Source organism: Desulfobotulus sp., from assembly GCF_034006065.1.
In the GTDB taxonomy this organism is placed as follows: domain Bacteria; phylum Desulfobacterota; class Desulfobacteria; order Desulfobacterales; family ASO4-4; genus Desulfobotulus.
In genome coordinates, this window is sequence record NZ_JAVETM010000021.1 from 20291 (window position 1) to 35413 (window position 15123).

The 15123-nt window shown below is 55.2% G+C and carries 15 protein-coding genes; 6 read left to right on the forward strand and 9 right to left on the reverse strand.

The features are described 5' to 3' along the window. The first annotated feature begins 125 nt into the window (after window positions 1-125). Window positions 126-1436, forward strand: a complete 1311-nt coding sequence (locus RBR60_RS09300) for a trypsin-like peptidase domain-containing protein (RefSeq protein ID WP_320356030.1) — start codon at window positions 126-128, stop codon at window positions 1434-1436. A 55-nt stretch (window positions 1437-1491) separates the two neighbouring features. Here the strand turns inward: RBR60_RS09300 and prmA are convergent, their stop codons facing one another. Next, window positions 1492-2415, reverse strand: a complete 924-nt coding sequence (gene prmA / locus RBR60_RS09305) for a 50S ribosomal protein L11 methyltransferase (RefSeq protein ID WP_320356031.1) — start codon at window positions 2413-2415, stop codon at window positions 1492-1494. A 278-nt stretch (window positions 2416-2693) separates the two neighbouring features. Here prmA and RBR60_RS09310 point away from each other — a divergent pair, with 278 nt between their 5' ends. Beyond that, the gene (locus RBR60_RS09310; RefSeq protein WP_320356033.1) at window positions 2694-3551 is read left to right on the forward strand and encodes an ion transporter; all 858 of its coding nucleotides are present in this window, start codon (window positions 2694-2696) and stop codon (window positions 3549-3551) included. Window positions 3552-3661: 110 nt separating this feature from the next. Here RBR60_RS09310 and RBR60_RS09315 read toward each other — a convergent pair whose 3' ends face one another. Continuing rightward, window positions 3662-4006: a hypothetical protein gene (locus tag RBR60_RS09315; RefSeq protein WP_320356035.1), complete on the reverse strand. Its 345-nt coding sequence runs from the start codon at window positions 4004-4006 to the stop codon at window positions 3662-3664. Window positions 4007-4252: 246 nt separating this feature from the next. Further along, window positions 4253-5596: a radical SAM protein gene (locus RBR60_RS09320; RefSeq protein WP_320356037.1), complete on the reverse strand. Its 1344-nt coding sequence runs from the start codon at window positions 5594-5596 to the stop codon at window positions 4253-4255. 180 nt (window positions 5597-5776) lie between these two features. Between RBR60_RS09320 and RBR60_RS09325 the strand changes: the two genes are divergently transcribed. Then, window positions 5777-6346 (forward strand): aminodeoxychorismate/anthranilate synthase component II, encoded by a 570-nt coding sequence (locus tag RBR60_RS09325; protein WP_320356039.1) that lies wholly within the window; start codon window positions 5777-5779, stop codon window positions 6344-6346. Then, window positions 6343-8577, forward strand: coding sequence for an aminodeoxychorismate synthase component I (gene pabB / locus RBR60_RS09330; RefSeq protein WP_320356041.1), 2235 nt, complete (start codon window positions 6343-6345; stop codon window positions 8575-8577). The genes RBR60_RS09325 and pabB overlap by 4 nt, the downstream gene beginning before the upstream one ends. 12 nt (window positions 8578-8589) lie before the next feature. Here the strand turns inward: pabB and RBR60_RS09335 are convergent, their stop codons facing one another. Continuing rightward, on the reverse strand, window positions 8590-9564 hold the full coding sequence (locus RBR60_RS09335) for a pentapeptide repeat-containing protein (protein ID WP_320356043.1): 975 nt from the start codon (window positions 9562-9564) through the stop codon (window positions 8590-8592). Between the two features lie 358 nt (window positions 9565-9922). Between RBR60_RS09335 and yhbY the strand changes: the two genes are divergently transcribed. Further along, complete coding sequence (yhbY, locus tag RBR60_RS09340) at window positions 9923-10255, forward strand: ribosome assembly RNA-binding protein YhbY (protein WP_320356045.1); 333 nt, start codon at window positions 9923-9925, stop codon at window positions 10253-10255. A 421-nt stretch (window positions 10256-10676) separates the two neighbouring features. Then, window positions 10677-12029 carry an acetyl-CoA hydrolase/transferase family protein gene (locus RBR60_RS09345; RefSeq protein ID WP_320356047.1) on the forward strand — a complete coding sequence of 451 codons (1353 nt, stop codon included), beginning with the start codon at window positions 10677-10679 and terminating at the stop codon, window positions 12027-12029. 94 nt (window positions 12030-12123) lie between these two features. Here RBR60_RS09345 and RBR60_RS09350 read toward each other — a convergent pair whose 3' ends face one another. The 5 genes from RBR60_RS09350 to pyrR all read right to left on the reverse strand — a co-directional run bounded on the left by RBR60_RS09350 (window position 12124) and on the right by pyrR (window position 15065). Beyond that, window positions 12124-12708 (reverse strand): HPP family protein, encoded by a 585-nt coding sequence (locus tag RBR60_RS09350; protein ID WP_320356049.1) that lies wholly within the window; start codon window positions 12706-12708, stop codon window positions 12124-12126. A 145-nt stretch (window positions 12709-12853) separates the two neighbouring features. Further along, window positions 12854-13513, reverse strand: coding sequence for a hypothetical protein (locus tag RBR60_RS09355; protein ID WP_320356050.1), 660 nt, complete (start codon window positions 13511-13513; stop codon window positions 12854-12856). A 58-nt stretch (window positions 13514-13571) separates the two neighbouring features. Beyond that, the gene (locus tag RBR60_RS09360; protein ID WP_320356051.1) at window positions 13572-13988 is read right to left on the reverse strand and encodes a hypothetical protein; all 417 of its coding nucleotides are present in this window, start codon (window positions 13986-13988) and stop codon (window positions 13572-13574) included. Between the two features lie 43 nt (window positions 13989-14031). Continuing rightward, on the reverse strand, window positions 14032-14538 hold the full coding sequence (locus RBR60_RS09365) for a MogA/MoaB family molybdenum cofactor biosynthesis protein (RefSeq protein ID WP_320356052.1): 507 nt from the start codon (window positions 14536-14538) through the stop codon (window positions 14032-14034). Then, the gene (pyrR, locus tag RBR60_RS09370) at window positions 14535-15065 is read right to left on the reverse strand and encodes a bifunctional pyr operon transcriptional regulator/uracil phosphoribosyltransferase PyrR (RefSeq protein ID WP_320356053.1); all 531 of its coding nucleotides are present in this window, start codon (window positions 15063-15065) and stop codon (window positions 14535-14537) included. Before pyrR ends, RBR60_RS09365 begins: the two co-directional genes overlap by 4 nt. Window positions 15066-15123 lie beyond the last annotated feature (58 nt).

The following is a 15123-nucleotide window of genomic DNA, read 5'->3' on the forward strand; positions in this document are numbered from 1 at the left end:
CATGGAAAGTCCTGACCAATGCATCTCTTCCGGAACGCGTAAACCAGAAAAACACAAATCGTTACTATACAAAATAAAAAAGGATACCAGAAGTGATACATCAGGGCAAACGGATTCTTTTTTGCTTGTTTTTTCTTCTCCCTCTTCAGGGCTTTGCCGAGCTTCCGGACCGGGAAACCCCCGTGGTGCGCGCTGTGCGCAGTGTGGCTCCTGCGGTGGTGAACATCAGCTCCGCCTATACGGAAACCCGGCACAGAACCGGCTTTTCCGATCCCTTTTTTGATGAATTTTTCAGAGATTTCTTTGAAGGCACCCCCGGAAGACAGCAGCAGCGCAGCAGTCTCGGATCCGGCGTCATCATTGATGGCAAAAGGGGGTATGTGCTCACCAACGCCCATGTGGTGGCAAGAGGGGAAACCATCACCGTCACCCTTGAAAACGGTCAGGAACTTCCTGCTACCCTGGTAGGGGCGGATGCGGAAAGTGACCTTGCCGTGCTGCGCATTGAAGCACAGGGCGTCCTGCCCCAGGCTGTAATGGGCGTAAGCCGGGATCTGATGATCGGCGAAAGCGTCATCGCCATCGGCAATCCCTTCGGCTTTTCCCACACCGTCACCACGGGCGTGGTCAGCGCAACCAACCGCAATGTACGCAGCGAACGCCAGCTTTTCCGACGCTTCATCCAGACCGACGCTTCCATCAATCCCGGTAATTCCGGAGGCCCCCTCCTCAACATCCGGGGGGAAGTCATCGGCATCAACACTGCCATCCATGCAAGGGCACAGGGCATTGGTTTTGCCATTCCCATTGACCAGGCCAGAAAAATTGCAGACGACCTGATCCGCCACGGCATGGTCGTACCCCTGTGGCTGGGACTGGATCTTCAGGAAATGGACCGCAGCCTCGCAAGTTATCTGGGAAAGGAGGCAGGCGAAGGCCTTCTGATAAGGAGCGTGGAGGCCAGCTCTCCTGCAGACAAGGCAGGGCTGCGGGCCGGAGACCTTCTGCTTTCCCTGGAAGGCCAGCCCCTTTCACGTCTTTCGGAGTATCAGGAACAGCTGGACATGTACTTTCCTGACACCCTGATCCGCCTTGGCATTCTAAGAAAGGGAACACCCCACACCTTTTCCCTGAAAATCATTCCCTATCCCCTGGAAAAGGCCGATCTCCTTGCTATTCAGATGCTGGGCGTGGAGGTCCGGGAGGATACCCAGGGCAGAGTCGGCGTCATCCTCACCCGTGTGCGCCAGGGCAGCGCCCTGGACCGTATCGGTGCCAAACCCCAGGACCGCATCCTTAGCCTGGGGGAAAGGCAAATCACAGGGCTTGCGGATTTCAAGGCAGCCCTCATACGCTATCGCATGGCAAAGGAAATCCCCATCCGCATCCAGAGGGGCAACCGGACCTACAGCCTCACCCTTCCCCTGGGGGATTGAAAACAGCAACCTCTCCTGGCCTGCGGGAAAACCCGCAGCGCCTGGGATTTTTTCATCACGACGGGCTTTGGGCCACACAGACGGCCCAGCCCCGGTCCAGGGTGCTTTCTGCGGAAACAAAACCGCAGGCCGCAAGACTTTCCATGACCATGCCAAGCTTTTCCTCTATGATGCCCGACAGAATGACGCGCCCACCGGGCCGCAGCACCCGCCGGATATCCGGGATGAGAATCACCACCACCTCCGCAAGGATATTGGCCACAACCAGATCAAAAACCCCTTCCACCGCGTCCGCAAGGTTGCCCACCCAAAGCTCCCGACGATCCGGACCCAAACCGTTAAGGAGAAGGTTTTCTCCGGCCACTTCTATGGCCACGGCGTCATTGTCCACCCCCACAAGACGCCCTGCGCCAAGCTTTCCTGCGGCAATGAGAAGAATCCCGGATCCGGTGCCCACATCCAGCACCGCATCGCCTAGCCGCAGGTGGGTTTCGATCATGCGGATGCAAAGGGCTGTGGTGGGATGCGCACCCGTTCCAAAGGCCATACCCGGATCAATTTCAAGGACAATGTCCTCTTCTTCCGGGCTGTAGTTTCGCCAGGTGGGCTTGACCACAATACGGCGGCCGATTTTTTCAGGCCAGAAAAAAGCCTTCCAGCTTTCAGCCCAATCCTGTTCATCCATTTCCACGGAAACCGGACGCATGCGAAAACCCCAATCCGCACCCAATACGTCCACATCCCTTAAGATGGCCTCCATGCGACCTTCGGCTTCCTCATTCTTCGGGATGTAGCCGGTCACCGCAGGAAACTCCGGCCTGGGCAGGGCGTCCTCCCCCCAACCCTCCTCGGGCTCCAGATCGGGCTGATCAATGCTTACACCGGCAATGCCATGGCGGGCAAAAACTGCGGACACCAGATCTTCCATCATGGCGGGGTTTTCACCTTCAAAGACAATCTTAAGGGCAATCCACTTCATCGGGCCTGCTTTCTTTTTTTAAGCTCTGCACAGCGGCCCTTGAAAGGTCCGGGACAGGAGCAAAAGGAGGATTGAAAATTTGCGGGAAGCGCTTCTCTGGGCATTCAGCGGCCCCAGGGATGCTTTTTTCTTTGCCATTGCAGCTGCGCCATGGTAACGGCGCATTCTGTGGGATGGAAACCCATCTTGCGATCCTTACTAGGCCTGAACCGTATTCAGGTAAAGCCAAACCCGGCTTTTCTGGGAAAAACCGGGCTTGACCCGCGCGAGGTATTCCAGTGGAAGAACAGATCCAAAGGGCCAAAGGGACTCTGCCATTCACTTTATGGTGTGCAGCCTTTGCAGAAAACAGAAATTTCAAAAACTTCATCGTTGCCATGATCATTTTCAACGCTGTGATCATCGGCCTTGAAACCTATCCCGCCATCTACTTTAGCTTTGCCAGGGGTTTTCACATTCTGGAAAAAATCTTCATCTGCATCTTTACTCTGGAGATTTTCATCCGCATCGTCGGCAGCCGCCCCTGTCATAGCTTCTTTAAGGACGGATGGAATCTTTTTGATTTCTTCATTGTGGCCAGCAGCCTTCTCCTTGCAGGCGGACATTTTGTTTCCGTACTGCGCATGCTGCGGATTCTGCGGGTGCTACGCACCATCTCCATCATTCCTTCTCTCCAGCAGATGGTCAATGCCCTCCTTGCCACCATTCCGGCCATGGGCAACATCGCCTTTCTTCTGGGCCTTTTGTTTTACGTTTTTTCTGTCATGGGAACGGTCTTTTTTGCCGAGGTCAGCCCGGAATACTTCGGGTCTCTGCATGTTTCTCTCCTGACCCTTTTCCAGGTGGTGACCCTGGAGTCCTGGGCCAGCGGTGTCATGCGCCCCATGCTGGGGCAAAGTCCCTGGGCCTGGGCCTACTTTGTGGCCTTCATTCTGGTGGGGACCTTCATCATCATCAACCTTTTTGTGGGTGTCATTGTCAGCAACATGCAGGACGCCCACATTGAAGGCAGGGAAGATAAAAAAAAGGATGAAACGGAAAACCTGAAAAAAGAACTGGAAGAAATCAAAAGCCTTGTCCTGGCGCTGCATCATAAAGAGGATCGCCAGACCGAAAAAAAATCAAAAGCCCCCTGAAGCCGCCCCCTCGTGCCCAAACGGCCCAAGGGTGTTTCACGGGTCTGAATTCTGATCCCCCTGCCATAAACCGCAGAAGGCCCGGGCGAAAAAACCACCCAGGCCCAAATTCAGGCTCTCAGGGTAAAACCGTTTTCCGTCACGGTTTCCTCCTGTTTTTCACGCAGGCCCTCCCTGCCTTCCGGAACAATGCGCAGGCGAAGCTGGTATTTACCCGTTTCCAGGTCCAGGGGCAGACGCCCGCCATCCGGCACCATCAAAACCACCACCTTACCCCGGACAGGATCTGCTGCGTTTTTGTCCTCCCTGCGATCCGAAACCATACGCCCTTGCCTGCGCGAACGTGCGGAACGCACCTTCAGCACCCTCACAGGCACATCCCCGGCGCTGGCGTACGGATGTCCCCGCTGTCCGGAAGATCCTGTTTCAGCAATTTTTCCGACGACAATGTCCATGGCTTCCCCCTTCCTCTTGTTTTTAAGATTCTTATCGGCAGGAAAAGGAGAAGACCTGAGTTTTTCAAAGATTTTTTTGCGCCTGCTCACACACCGCCCCATGGAAAAACCCCGCAAACAAAAAGCGGATTCAGACTCTTTTCAAACCCTTCCCCCCTTTTTTTGACAGCAGTACCCTGAAAAGCAGCGCTGCACTGCAAAGAAAACAGATCCAGGCCCGCACAAAGGGCGTTTTGCAAACCCTGGTCACATCCCGCCGGATACTTTTGGGGCAAACCGACTCTTGGGAGGGTTAAAGTATCCATGGGCAAGGCCTGGAAAATTTTTCTGGATATGCTTCACCAGACGGGACATGCCCATACCCGGACCAAAGGAAGCCGCCTCTGATACCAGCCTGTGATACCGCAGGGGATCAAAGTTCAGATTGCGCCACTGGATAAGACGCACACCGTGATTTCTGAGAAAAAATTCCAAAGCCGCCCGTTCTTCCGGCGCATCCGTGACGCCGGGGGCGTTCAGATAATTGATGGCCACATGCCCATCCCGTTTTTCCGCCACATCCACGCTCCTGAGCACATCGGAAAAGCCATAGCCTCTGGGCTGAAAATAGGCCTGGTACACCGACTCGCGGGCGCTGTTCATGCTCACCCGGATGGAATCCAGACCCGCCTCAAAAAGCCTGTCCAGTACAAGGGGAAGGCTTGCGTTGGTGTTCATGTTAAGCGTCCCCTGATCCGTTTTTTCCCGGATCAGACGAAGGGCCGGTTCAATCACATGGGCTGCGAGCAGGGGATCCCCCTCGCAGCCCTGGCCAAAGCTCACCACAGCATCCTTCACCCTTTCGATGTGAAGAAGGGCGATTTCCGCAATTTCCCTGGGGCTGGGGGTAAAGGCAATGCGGTTCTGGCAGCTCTGCAGTTCGGGATTGTCCTGAAGGGAAATGCAGCCTAAGCAGCGGGCGTTGCAGGCACGGGAAGTGGGCAAGGGCGCTTCGTAGCGGCCAAGAAAAAAGTTTTTGGCCGCAGGACAGCCATAAACAAGGGCGCAGTTTTTAATGTGAAGCAACAGCCGGTTTTTCGGCAGCCGGGTGCGGATATCCAAAACCCCTTCCTGCACCTTTTCCACGGGCATGCAGCGCAGATCCTGCCGATCCTCCCGGTCCACCTGGAATACGGCAGAGGCAAAACCCTTCACAGACCAGCCCACGGCCCCATAGGCGAAAAGCGGCAGAATACGGGCGTTTTTTCTTTCCTCATAGGCAGGATGATGGGTGATGACATAGCCGGGCGAGTTAAAGGCCGCCACAGGAAAAAGGGGTTCCCCCGGCACCCAGGGATTTTCTTTCAGAACCTCAGCCCGGTTTTTACGGATGTTCCACAAAAGGGGGGCACGGTCGGGAAGAAGAAGGGTTTCACTGCCATGGGGCAGGGGCGTGACATCCTTTTCCATCAAGGGCGCAAAACGATCCCCGCACATGCCCAGGGCGGCATAGCCTTCGAGGTCAAAGATTTCACCTGCGCTGTTGGCCACAAGGCCCTGTACATACGCGTCACTTTTTTTCTGGGACCTGTGGGATTTTCTGGGAGCCATGGGTCTGTCTTCCTTGTCAAGCGTCTTCCCGTTGACAGCAAAAGGCGCTTTGGGGTATCGCTTCAAAGCAATATGAGGTTTGTTTCAGGCGTAATGTCAGGCGCAAAAGCCATCCAGACGCTTCCGGATGACTTTTGCGCCTTTTGCATATCGAAAAAAACCTTCTGGGGAAAGCCTTTCATGAAGTCCCTTCTTCTTCTGGATCATTTTGACTCCTTTACTTTCAATCTGGTGCAACTTTTCGCCCTGGCAGGAAAAAAACCCCGGGTGCTGCGCAGCCATGCTTCCCTCAATCAGGTAAGAAAAGAAAATCCCGCAGGTCTTATCATCGGTCCCGGTCCCGATGACCCGGCCCGGTGCAGTCTGGCCATGGCCGCCATCGCGCATTTTACAGGCCGCATCCCCATTCTGGGCATCTGCCTTGGCATGCAGTGCCTGGCCGAGGCCTTTGGGGGCCAGACGGTGCGGGCCATCGCCCCGGTTCATGGAAAAACAAGCCTTGTTTTTCATGATGCAAAGGGAATTCTGCGAGGCGTACCCACCCCCTTTACCGCCTGTCGCTACCACTCCCTTGCGGTTCAGCTTTCTGAGGAAAGCTCCCTTGTGATCTGCGCCAGAGCCGAAGACGGCACAGCCATGGCCCTGCGCCACAGTACGCTCCCCATCCATGGGCTGCAGTTTCACCCGGAAAGTTTTTTAAGTGAATCCGGCCATCAGATGGCCCTGAATTTTCTTGGAGAGCTGACATGATCCATCTCAAAAATCTGAAAAAACCCGCAGGATTTTGCCGCCGAACCCTTTTTTTTGAAGGGGATTTTGCCTCTCTTGCCAAAAACTTTGAGAAAGAAAGGGGAGCCATGGTTCTTCTTTCCGGCGGAGACCACCCCGAAGCCCGCATACAGGGGCTGGGCCTCTGGCCCTTTCTGGAGCTTTCCTGCCAGGAAAAAGAAGCCACCCTATTTCAGCAAGAACTTGTGCTCCAAAGCCAGGATGTGCTGGGCCTTGTGGATGCACTACTGCAATCCTGCGCCTTTCCCGAAGAAAAAGAGGGGCTTCCCTTTGGTCTCTTTGGTTTTTTTTCCTATGACCTGAAAAACCATATGGAAAAACTTCCCGACACCGTCGTGGACGATCTTTTTCTTCCCCTGTACCAGCTTTTTGCCCCACGCCTTGTGCTGTGGCAGGACCTCCATGAAAAAAATACCCTGCACCTCAAAGCCCTTTTTCTTGATGACGAAAACCCCGAAGATGCCGAAATCCTGCTCAACCGAATGACCCAAAGGCTTCAGGATACGGTTTTCCCAAACCCCATGCACCATCCCCTGCCTTGCTCCGGCTCCCTGTCGTCCACCTTTACGCGTGAGGCCTATGAAGGGGCTGTGGCCCGTATCCGGGAACATATTCTCCGGGGCGAAGCCTATCAGGTGAACCTTTCCCAGCGTTTCAGCCTGGCCTATGACGGTTCCGCCTATGCTCTTTTTTTAAAGATGTTTGAAACCGCTCCCCAGCCCTTTTCCGCCTTTCTCCAGGCAGGGGATTTCCAGCTGGCATCCCTGTCTCCGGAACGCTTTGTATGCGTGAAAGGCAGAAGAATCGAGAGTCATCCCATCAAAGGCACCCGTCCCAGGGGAAAAACCGCAAAAGAAGATGCTCACCTGAAAATGGACCTTGAAAAAAGCCAGAAGGATAAGGCCGAGCTGTCCATGATCGTGGATCTGGTGCGCAACGATCTTGGCCGCATTGCAGTGACAGGCAGCGTACGGGTGGAGGTGCCCGGCCGCACGGAAATCTGGCCCCATCTTTTTCATCGGGTCGCCGTGGTTTCCGCTGAGCTGGAGCCTGGCCTGGGAGCAGGGGATATTCTCAAGGCCGCCTTTCCGCCAGGTTCCGTTACCGGTTGCCCCAGAATCCGGGCCATGGAACTCATTGATACCCTGGAGCCCAAGCGCCGTCATGCCTATACGGGCAGCCTCGGTTACCTGGGATTTGACGGCCGCATGGACCTCAATGTGGCCATCCGCACGGTGATTGTCCGTGGAGGCAACGCCCATTACGCCGCAGGGGGAGGGGTGGTCTGGGACTCGGATCCGGAAGAGGAATACCGGGAAAGCCTGCACAAGGCAGCCCCCTTTTTCAAGGCCTTTGACTGCAAAGCAGAAGAGCAAGGAAAAAAAGAAGACACTCTCATCTGGCGGGATGGTCGTTTTCTACCCCTTTCTTCCTCAGGCCTGCCCCTCGACTCCCCGGCCCTGCGCCATGGCCGGGGGCTTTTTGAAACCCTGCGGGTGGAAAACGGCGAGGCACTGCACCTTGGGGAACACGCGGAGCGCCTTGCAGGATCGGTTTTTGAGGTCACGGGAAAAACCATGCCCGGTGTACACTGGCCCCATGTGGCCCAGCGCCTCTGCACCCTTCACCCGGAAGCGGCCCGGAGGGGCCAGCTCCACCTGATTGCCATGGATACAGGAAAAAATCTCCTTTCCCTGGCAGCCCTGCTCAAACCCCTCGTTCTTTCGCCTCCCAAAGACGGACTTGTGCTGATTGGCCATCCAGAGCCTTTTTTCTCCCCCATGGCCCGTCACAAGAGCTTTGCCTATGTTTTTTTCGCCAGAGCCAGGGAAGAGGCGGAAAAAAAAGGGGCGGATGAGGCCCTGATTTTTGCGCCGGACGGCGCGGTTCTGGAAGGCTCCTTTTCCAGCCTGCTCCTTTTTTCAGAAGGCAGCATCCTTGTGCCCCAAGGCCCCAGCCTTCCCGGTGTCACCCGGAAAAAACTTCTTTTACACCTTGAAAACCAGGGCTGGCCCGTGGAAAGGAGAAAACTTTTCATGGAAGACCTGAAAAAAGGGGATTTTCTTTTCTGCTGCTCCAGCCTCAGGGGGCCTTGGTGGGTGAGGGAAGTGGAAGGGAAGGTTTTCAGAAAACCGGAAACCGCATGGTTTGCAGAATTACGCAGAGCCCTGGGATATCCCGCCGAAGGATAATCCAAAACAGAGCTACCATTCTTCCGTGGCGTCCGGCGGCAGGAAGACATCCGGCAGACGCTTTTTCAGGTCCGCCTCCAGCTCAGGATCCATCCTGGCCCCCTCCAGGGTCCGGATACGCACAAAAAGATCCGCACAAAGACCTCTGGCATCCTGCAGGTTGGCATGGCGCAGATCCGCGCCGTCCAGGCGGACAAACTCCAGATTGGCATGGCGCAGATCTGCGCCCATGAGGTTGGTTTCTTCCAGCACAGCGCCGGTCAGGTCTGCACCCATGAGTTTTGCTCCGGAAAGATCGGCTTTGGCCAGCCGGGATTCCCGGAGTATGGCATTTTCCAGCATGGCATGCTGGAGATCCACGCTTTCCAGATTGGTTTTCCACAGGTAAGCACCTGTGAGATTGGCGGCCGTGAGATTGGCGGCCTCCAGATTCACATTTTCCAGATTGGCGTCTTCAAAAATACTTTCCCTGAGGTCGGTCCAGCTCAGGTCCGCGCCCCAGAGATAGCTTTCCGAAAAATCCGCTCCCCGCAGATCCATGCTGCGCAGATAGCAGTTGCTTAAATCCATGCGGGTGACGTTGTACTTATTGAGCCTCCTTATATTGCCCCGGATTCTTCTGGCCGCCTCCTCGCTCTCCCAGCCCCGGAAATCATCAATTTCATCCCTGTAATGCCGCTTTTCCACAAGGTTTCTGCCTTTTTGCTGAAGCCAGAAGATGATCACCCCCAGAAGAAAAATATCCAGGAGCACCCCATGGGCCTCCACAAGAAGATTTTCCCGAAATTCATCGGAATAATAGCCCCAGTGAAGGGTCATGCCCACCACCAGCACCATGCTTGCCAAAAAAACAATGGCGGTCATGAGGATGGGGCTCGCGATGATGAGATCAAAAAGCAACCGGAAACGGCTGATGTTTCTGCCGCCAGTTCTCTTTTTGTCCACCTTGGGGTTCCAGGGAGGAGGGGGCGGAAGGGGGCTTACCATAAACAGGGTCTTCCTTGGAAAGGGTGAGCGCAGCCGCGGCTGCGCGGTTGGAGATCTGGGTCCGCCAGGGGGAGGAGGGGAGGCCCGTGCTAGGCACGATAACAAAAATCCTTGTCATTTAAAAGGGATTGGTGCAAAAGATTCCCGTGCCGGACCTTCGGATCCCAGGGGCTTCCGGATCCTGACATAAAGGGACATCTCCTGGCACCCAACGCAGCGTGACGGCGACTTGTTCATCGTTTCCCCACACTTCACCCATGCATTCCTGGTCTGAACGCTTTTTTTAAGAAAAAATCCCACGCGCCTCCGGGATGGCGCGGAAATTTCTTTTTTTCCCATTTATCTTATGGAGTCTCACATGCTTGTTCTTAAGGGTTTCCAGAAACACTATCTTCGCGGACTTGCCCACCACCTCAAGCCGCTTGTGCTCATTGGCCAGCAGGGGATCACCCCGGCGCTCATGGCTTCCATTGAAGAAGCCCTGCACGCCCACGAACTGATCAAAATCAAATTCAACGATTTCAAGGAAAAAGAGGTCAAGGATGCCCTGATCCGGGAAATTCTCGCGGAAAGCGGAGCCACCCACGTGGATACCATCGGGCATATGGCCATTGTCTACCGCCCCTGCAAGGTCACGGAGAAACGGAAAATCCGCCTGCCCAAAACCGCTTCCGAAATCCCCAGCCGGTAACCGGCCGTCCACCGGCATCCTCGTTTCACCCGCAAGATGCCGATGGACGGAAACCCAGGACAAAAAAGCTACAAAACGGATCAATTCTGTCCATTATTTATAAAAATCGTTTGTTTTCAAAACATTCAAGCGCAACGCCCTCCACTTTACGAATCCAAACCAACAAAGCTCAAAACAAAATAAATCAATAAATTCAAAATACAAAACCTAAAAAGACACGCCAATCCCCCTTCCCAGATCCACCACCCATCCAGGACAAAAAAGCCCCACACCATAACCCAAACGCCCTGTTTGGGGACATTTAAGAATGGCATGCTTCTTGAAAAAGGTCCCTTGCATTGGCATGCGCTTATGCCCCATCTATTTCTTCCCGGAACGCAAGCCCCAAGGCGGCGTCCGGCCCGAAGCAAGGAGCGATTTCATGACAGGGTTTCAGGAACTTTATCAGCAAAAATGCGTATCCGCGGAAAAGGCTGTGGCCATCATCAGGTCCGGCGATGTGGTGGATTATGGTTTCTTCAATGGCAAACCGGTGGTCTGTGACCAGGCCCTGGCGGCACGGCATGGAGAACTCCGGGACGTATACATCCATACGGCTGTCACCATTCCGCCCGTTCCGGAGGTGATCAAATATCCCAAAAGCTTCGTGTACCACGACCTCCAGTTCAGCAAGCTTACCCGCGTCCTGAAAAGCAGCGGATTCCCCGCCTACTACCTTCCCATCATGTACCATCAGGCTCCCGCCTGGTTTCGCGACCGGGTGGCGGATCACAGAAACGTGGTGATCTGCGCGGTATGCCCCATGGACAGGCATGGTTACTTCAACCTCGGCCCCCATCCCTCCGCCACCCTTGCAGCCATGGAAGAGGCGGACACCGTGATTCTGGAAGTGGTGCAGGACATGCCCCGGTGCCTGGGAGGTGCTGAGGAATCCGTGCATATCTCCCAGGTGGACTATGTGGTGGAAGCACCTGAGGACCAGAAAATGGCGGACCTCCCCACCGCAGAACCCAGCCAGACAGACCGGGACATCGCCAGCCATATTATGCCCTTTATCCACGATGGCAGTTGTCTGCAGCTTGGCATCGGCGGCATGCCCAATGCCGTAGGGAAGATCATTGCGGATTCGGACCTCAAGGACCTGGGCGGACACACGGAAATGCTTTCCGACGCCTATGTGGATATGCTCCTTTCCGGGCGCATGACAGGCCAGAGAAAACCCTTTGACAAAGGCCGCGTCGCCTACACCTTTGCCCTGGGATCCCGCAGACTCTACAATTTCATGGACAACAATCCCGCCGTATCCGCTTACCCCGCAAGCTACACCAACGATCCCAGGGTGATCGGCCAGATTGATGACTTCATCTCCATCAATAACGCCCTGCAGGTGGATCTCTACTCCCAGATCAACGCGGAAAGTCTTGGTACCACCCAGGTTTCCGGAAACGGGGGCATGTGGGATTTTGTCATTGGTGCCCAGTGGTCCAAAAACGGAAAAAGTTTCATCTGCCTTGCCTCCACTTACAAGGATAGCCAGGGTAACCTGCGATCCAGGGTGATGCCCCGCCTGAAGGAAGGCAGCATCGTCACCATTCCCAGACATCAGGTGGATTATGTGGTAACGGAATTTGGCGCCGCAAGGATGCGCGCCCAGTCCACATGGAGCCGCGCCGAGCGGATCATCGGCCTGGCCCATCCGGATTTCCGCGAAAGCCTTGTGCAGGAAGCCGAGACCATGGGAATCTGGCGGCAATCCAATAAAAAAGACGCCTGAGCAGCGCCTTTTCAAAGACAGACCCGGGGTACGGGAAAATCCCCCGCACTCCGGGTCTGCAGACCCATGCCTTCGCCCGAATCAGCCCAGGACTTCAGACATTTTCTTCCTGTTTTTCCTTAATCATTTCAACAGCCTTCATAAATACATCCCCAAGCCGCAAGATCCCAACCACCTTCTGCTCTTCACCGCGGGTCACCAGCAAAGACTGGTGCTGCCCCAGAAGAAGCTGATGAATCCCTTCATCCAGAGAAGCATCCTCCTGCACATACTCCCCGGCCGAAGGGGTGTACATGACATCCTTGACTTTGATTCGCGTGGTTTTTCTGGCGATATCCTGCAGGGGTTTATCCCAGAGCCGGAACTGCTCCAGAAGCCCCTTCATGAACTTGGGGCTCAGGCCAAAACGGGAAAGCCCCAGGCTCATGGGACTGCCATCCCCCACCTCAAAATACTTGGGCTCCAGAGCCCGCAGCACATCCAGATGACTGAGCTTACCCACAATTTCATTTTTTTCGTCATAGACCAGCACAGCGCGATGTCCCTCCCCGCAGGTGCTTTTCATCCGATTCAAGGCACCTTCCAGGACCAGCATGGCATCATAAAGGGTCTCCTCTCCGGAAATGGTGCTGTATTCGCTTAAGGGAATCATGACTTCTTTGACTTGAATGTTTTTCATGGGGCTGCCTCCTTGGCTGGGGTGGGAAGAGTCGTTCCAGAACAGGCGACTCCTGGGAAAGGAATGCGGGTGTGAAACCCAAGGGAAGGGCTTTATCCTGCATGGGGTGCAGGATAAAGCGTGATAAGGAATCTGCTGCGGTTTTTTATTCGAACCTGAAATCATCCACATTGATGTGGCCCCAGCCTCCGCTGGAAGCATCCACAATGCGAATCTGGGCCTGCTTACCCATCAGAGCGCCAATATCCCATGAAATCCGCTTCATGGTTTCATGACATTCTCCTGTGGTTTTGCGCACCGCTTCACCCTGGACCAGCAGTTCGACGCGCTGGGAAGTCAGATCACAGCCTCCGCCAATGAGAAAGCTGATCCGGGAATTCCGGATGGTGAAAGGTGCGGAGGTCAGGGTTCCCTGGGGGCCGTCTCCCTGGATGCCGCCCGCGGGATCCGATGGTCCGGGACGGTTTTCATAGGTTCCGATCCAGTATTGACCCTGATGGCCTGAGGCCTGTCCCCGGTTCCGGGCTGTGGGGTTATCGCCGAAGGTGGGTTGATTGTTAAAAGCCTCTCCCGTCCGGGTCCAGCCCTTAAGATTACCGGTTTCAAAATCCCAGGTAACAGGCTGGGACGCATTTGCCGATCCCGCTTCAAAGGACATGCCCATGAAGTCTTCCTTACGGACATCCACCCTGAGGGTACGGCCATCTTTCAGATGGATGACAAGGTCAGCGGCGGCATGGGAAGAAAACCACAAGCCAAGGGTGCAGACCAGCCCGAAAATCCCGTACTTCTGAATCCTGCCCATCGTGTGTGACCTCCTGATTCTGCTGTGATTGAAAAAAGGGCCGCCTTCCCCAAAAAACTTATGACAGGGACTCCAGGCTTGCGGCCCCGCAGGCCTCCTGGAGACGGTTGCGTATATAAGCAGCATTTTCCGGATCTTCGAGGTCAAAGCAGTAGCCGTCTTCTCCCAGCAGTCCGCCGGGAACAAGATCTCCCGCTTCTTCGGGATCCGTCACCATATCGCCGTAAAAACAAACGGAAAGCCAGCGGTTTTCCGGGTCGTCGTCAATGATATCCACCATGGCGAAAAGGCTGCGCTTTTTCTGATTTTCATGCTTTACCCGGATGGAGTAGCTCACGCCGGGCCGGGCATTGAAATCCAGCCTAACGCCCTTTTCCGATGAAAAAAAGGCGAGAAAATCCTCAACCACGGGCTTCATACCCGCAGGATCGACCTGCCACGCTTTCAGAAATGTCTCAAGGGATGCCTGTGTCATTGGGGGAGTATCCTTTCCTTAGTATGGGGTGCAAACAATCGTATCAGGTTCTCAGATGGCTCACCAGATGGCCCACTTCCATGAAAATCAGCTCCCGGCAGGCCAGTTTGCAGGCCTTGAGGCTTCCGGGAATGCAGAACACCGCACTTTCTCCGATGCTCCCCGCCGTGGCCCGGGACAGCATGGCCCCAGCCCCGATTTCTTCAAAGGAGAGTTTGGCAAAAAGGGGTCCAAAGGCGGTAAGTTCCTTATGAAAAAGGGGACGACAGGCTTCAATGGTGACATCCTGCCGGGTGAGGCCCGTGCCTCCGCTCACAATCACGGCATCCGCCCTTTCCACGCGCACAGCGTCCAGCACCGCGCCGCCGATGGCCAGAAAGTCGTCTGGAATCACCCGGTGGGTAACGAGGGTGTGGCCCTCTTTTCCGATTTCCCGCGCCATCCATTTTCCGCTTTCATCCGTTTCCAGGGTCCGTGTGCTGGAAACGGTCAGGATGGCCATGTTCAGGTTTTTGATGGCCTGGTGCCCTTTTTTTCCCAAAAGCTTCACAGCGCCTCCACCACAACAAGGTCTTCCCCATCTTCTTCTGTGACGCGGACATTCACCGTATGGCCTTTTTCCGTCTCCACGTAACGACCCACAAAGTCTGCGTGAATGGGAAGCTCCCGGTGCCCCCGATCCACCAGCACGGCAAGGCCGATGCAGCGAGGTCTGCCAAAATCAATGAGCGCATCCATGCCCGCCCGCGTGGTGCGCCCCGTGTACAGCACATCATCCACCAGCACCACATCCATACCATCCACATCAAAGGGAATGTTGGTGGAGCGCAGCACCGGGTGATGGGCGATGCGGGTCCAGTCGTCCCTGTACAGGGTAATATCCAGATTGCCCAGCATGACGGGAAGCTCTGCAATTTCCCGGATACGGTCAGCCAGCCTTCTCGCCAGAAAAACCCCGCGGGTATGAATGCCCACCAGGGCCAGACGGTCCGTATCCGGATAACGCTCCAGGATCTCGTAGGCCATGCGGGTGAGAATGCGGTCCATATCCCGCGCTTCAAGGATTCTTTTTTCCATGTCTGCCTCCTGATTGCATGCTGATCAAAACTTTAGCGGATTCCTCAACGCCTTACAA

Bases quoted from the DNA above. Each gene is read 5' to 3' on its own strand.
- RBR60_RS09355 (WP_320356050.1), bottom strand. From the start codon at position 13,513: ATGGGCAGGATTCAGAAGTACGGGATTTTCGGGCTGGTCTGCACCCTT.
- RBR60_RS09335 (WP_320356043.1), bottom strand. From the start codon at position 9,564: ATGGTAAGCCCCCTTCCGCCCCCTCCTCCCTGGAACCCCAAGGTGGAC.
- RBR60_RS09345 (WP_320356047.1), top strand. From the start codon at position 10,677: ATGACAGGGTTTCAGGAACTTTATCAGCAAAAATGCGTATCCGCGGAA.
- prmA (WP_320356031.1), bottom strand. From the start codon at position 2,415: ATGAAGTGGATTGCCCTTAAGATTGTCTTTGAAGGTGAAAACCCCGCC.
- yhbY (WP_320356045.1), top strand. From the start codon at position 9,923: ATGCTTGTTCTTAAGGGTTTCCAGAAACACTATCTTCGCGGACTTGCC.
- RBR60_RS09325 (WP_320356039.1), top strand. From the start codon at position 5,777: ATGAAGTCCCTTCTTCTTCTGGATCATTTTGACTCCTTTACTTTCAAT.
- RBR60_RS09315 (WP_320356035.1), bottom strand. From the start codon at position 4,006: ATGGACATTGTCGTCGGAAAAATTGCTGAAACAGGATCTTCCGGACAG.
- RBR60_RS09360 (WP_320356051.1), bottom strand. From the start codon at position 13,988: ATGACACAGGCATCCCTTGAGACATTTCTGAAAGCGTGGCAGGTCGAT.
- RBR60_RS09320 (WP_320356037.1), bottom strand. From the start codon at position 5,596: ATGGCTCCCAGAAAATCCCACAGGTCCCAGAAAAAAAGTGACGCGTAT.
- RBR60_RS09350 (WP_320356049.1), bottom strand. From the start codon at position 12,708: ATGAAAAACATTCAAGTCAAAGAAGTCATGATTCCCTTAAGCGAATAC.
- pyrR (WP_320356053.1), bottom strand. From the start codon at position 15,065: ATGGAAAAAAGAATCCTTGAAGCGCGGGATATGGACCGCATTCTCACC.
- pabB (WP_320356041.1), top strand. From the start codon at position 6,343: ATGATCCATCTCAAAAATCTGAAAAAACCCGCAGGATTTTGCCGCCGA.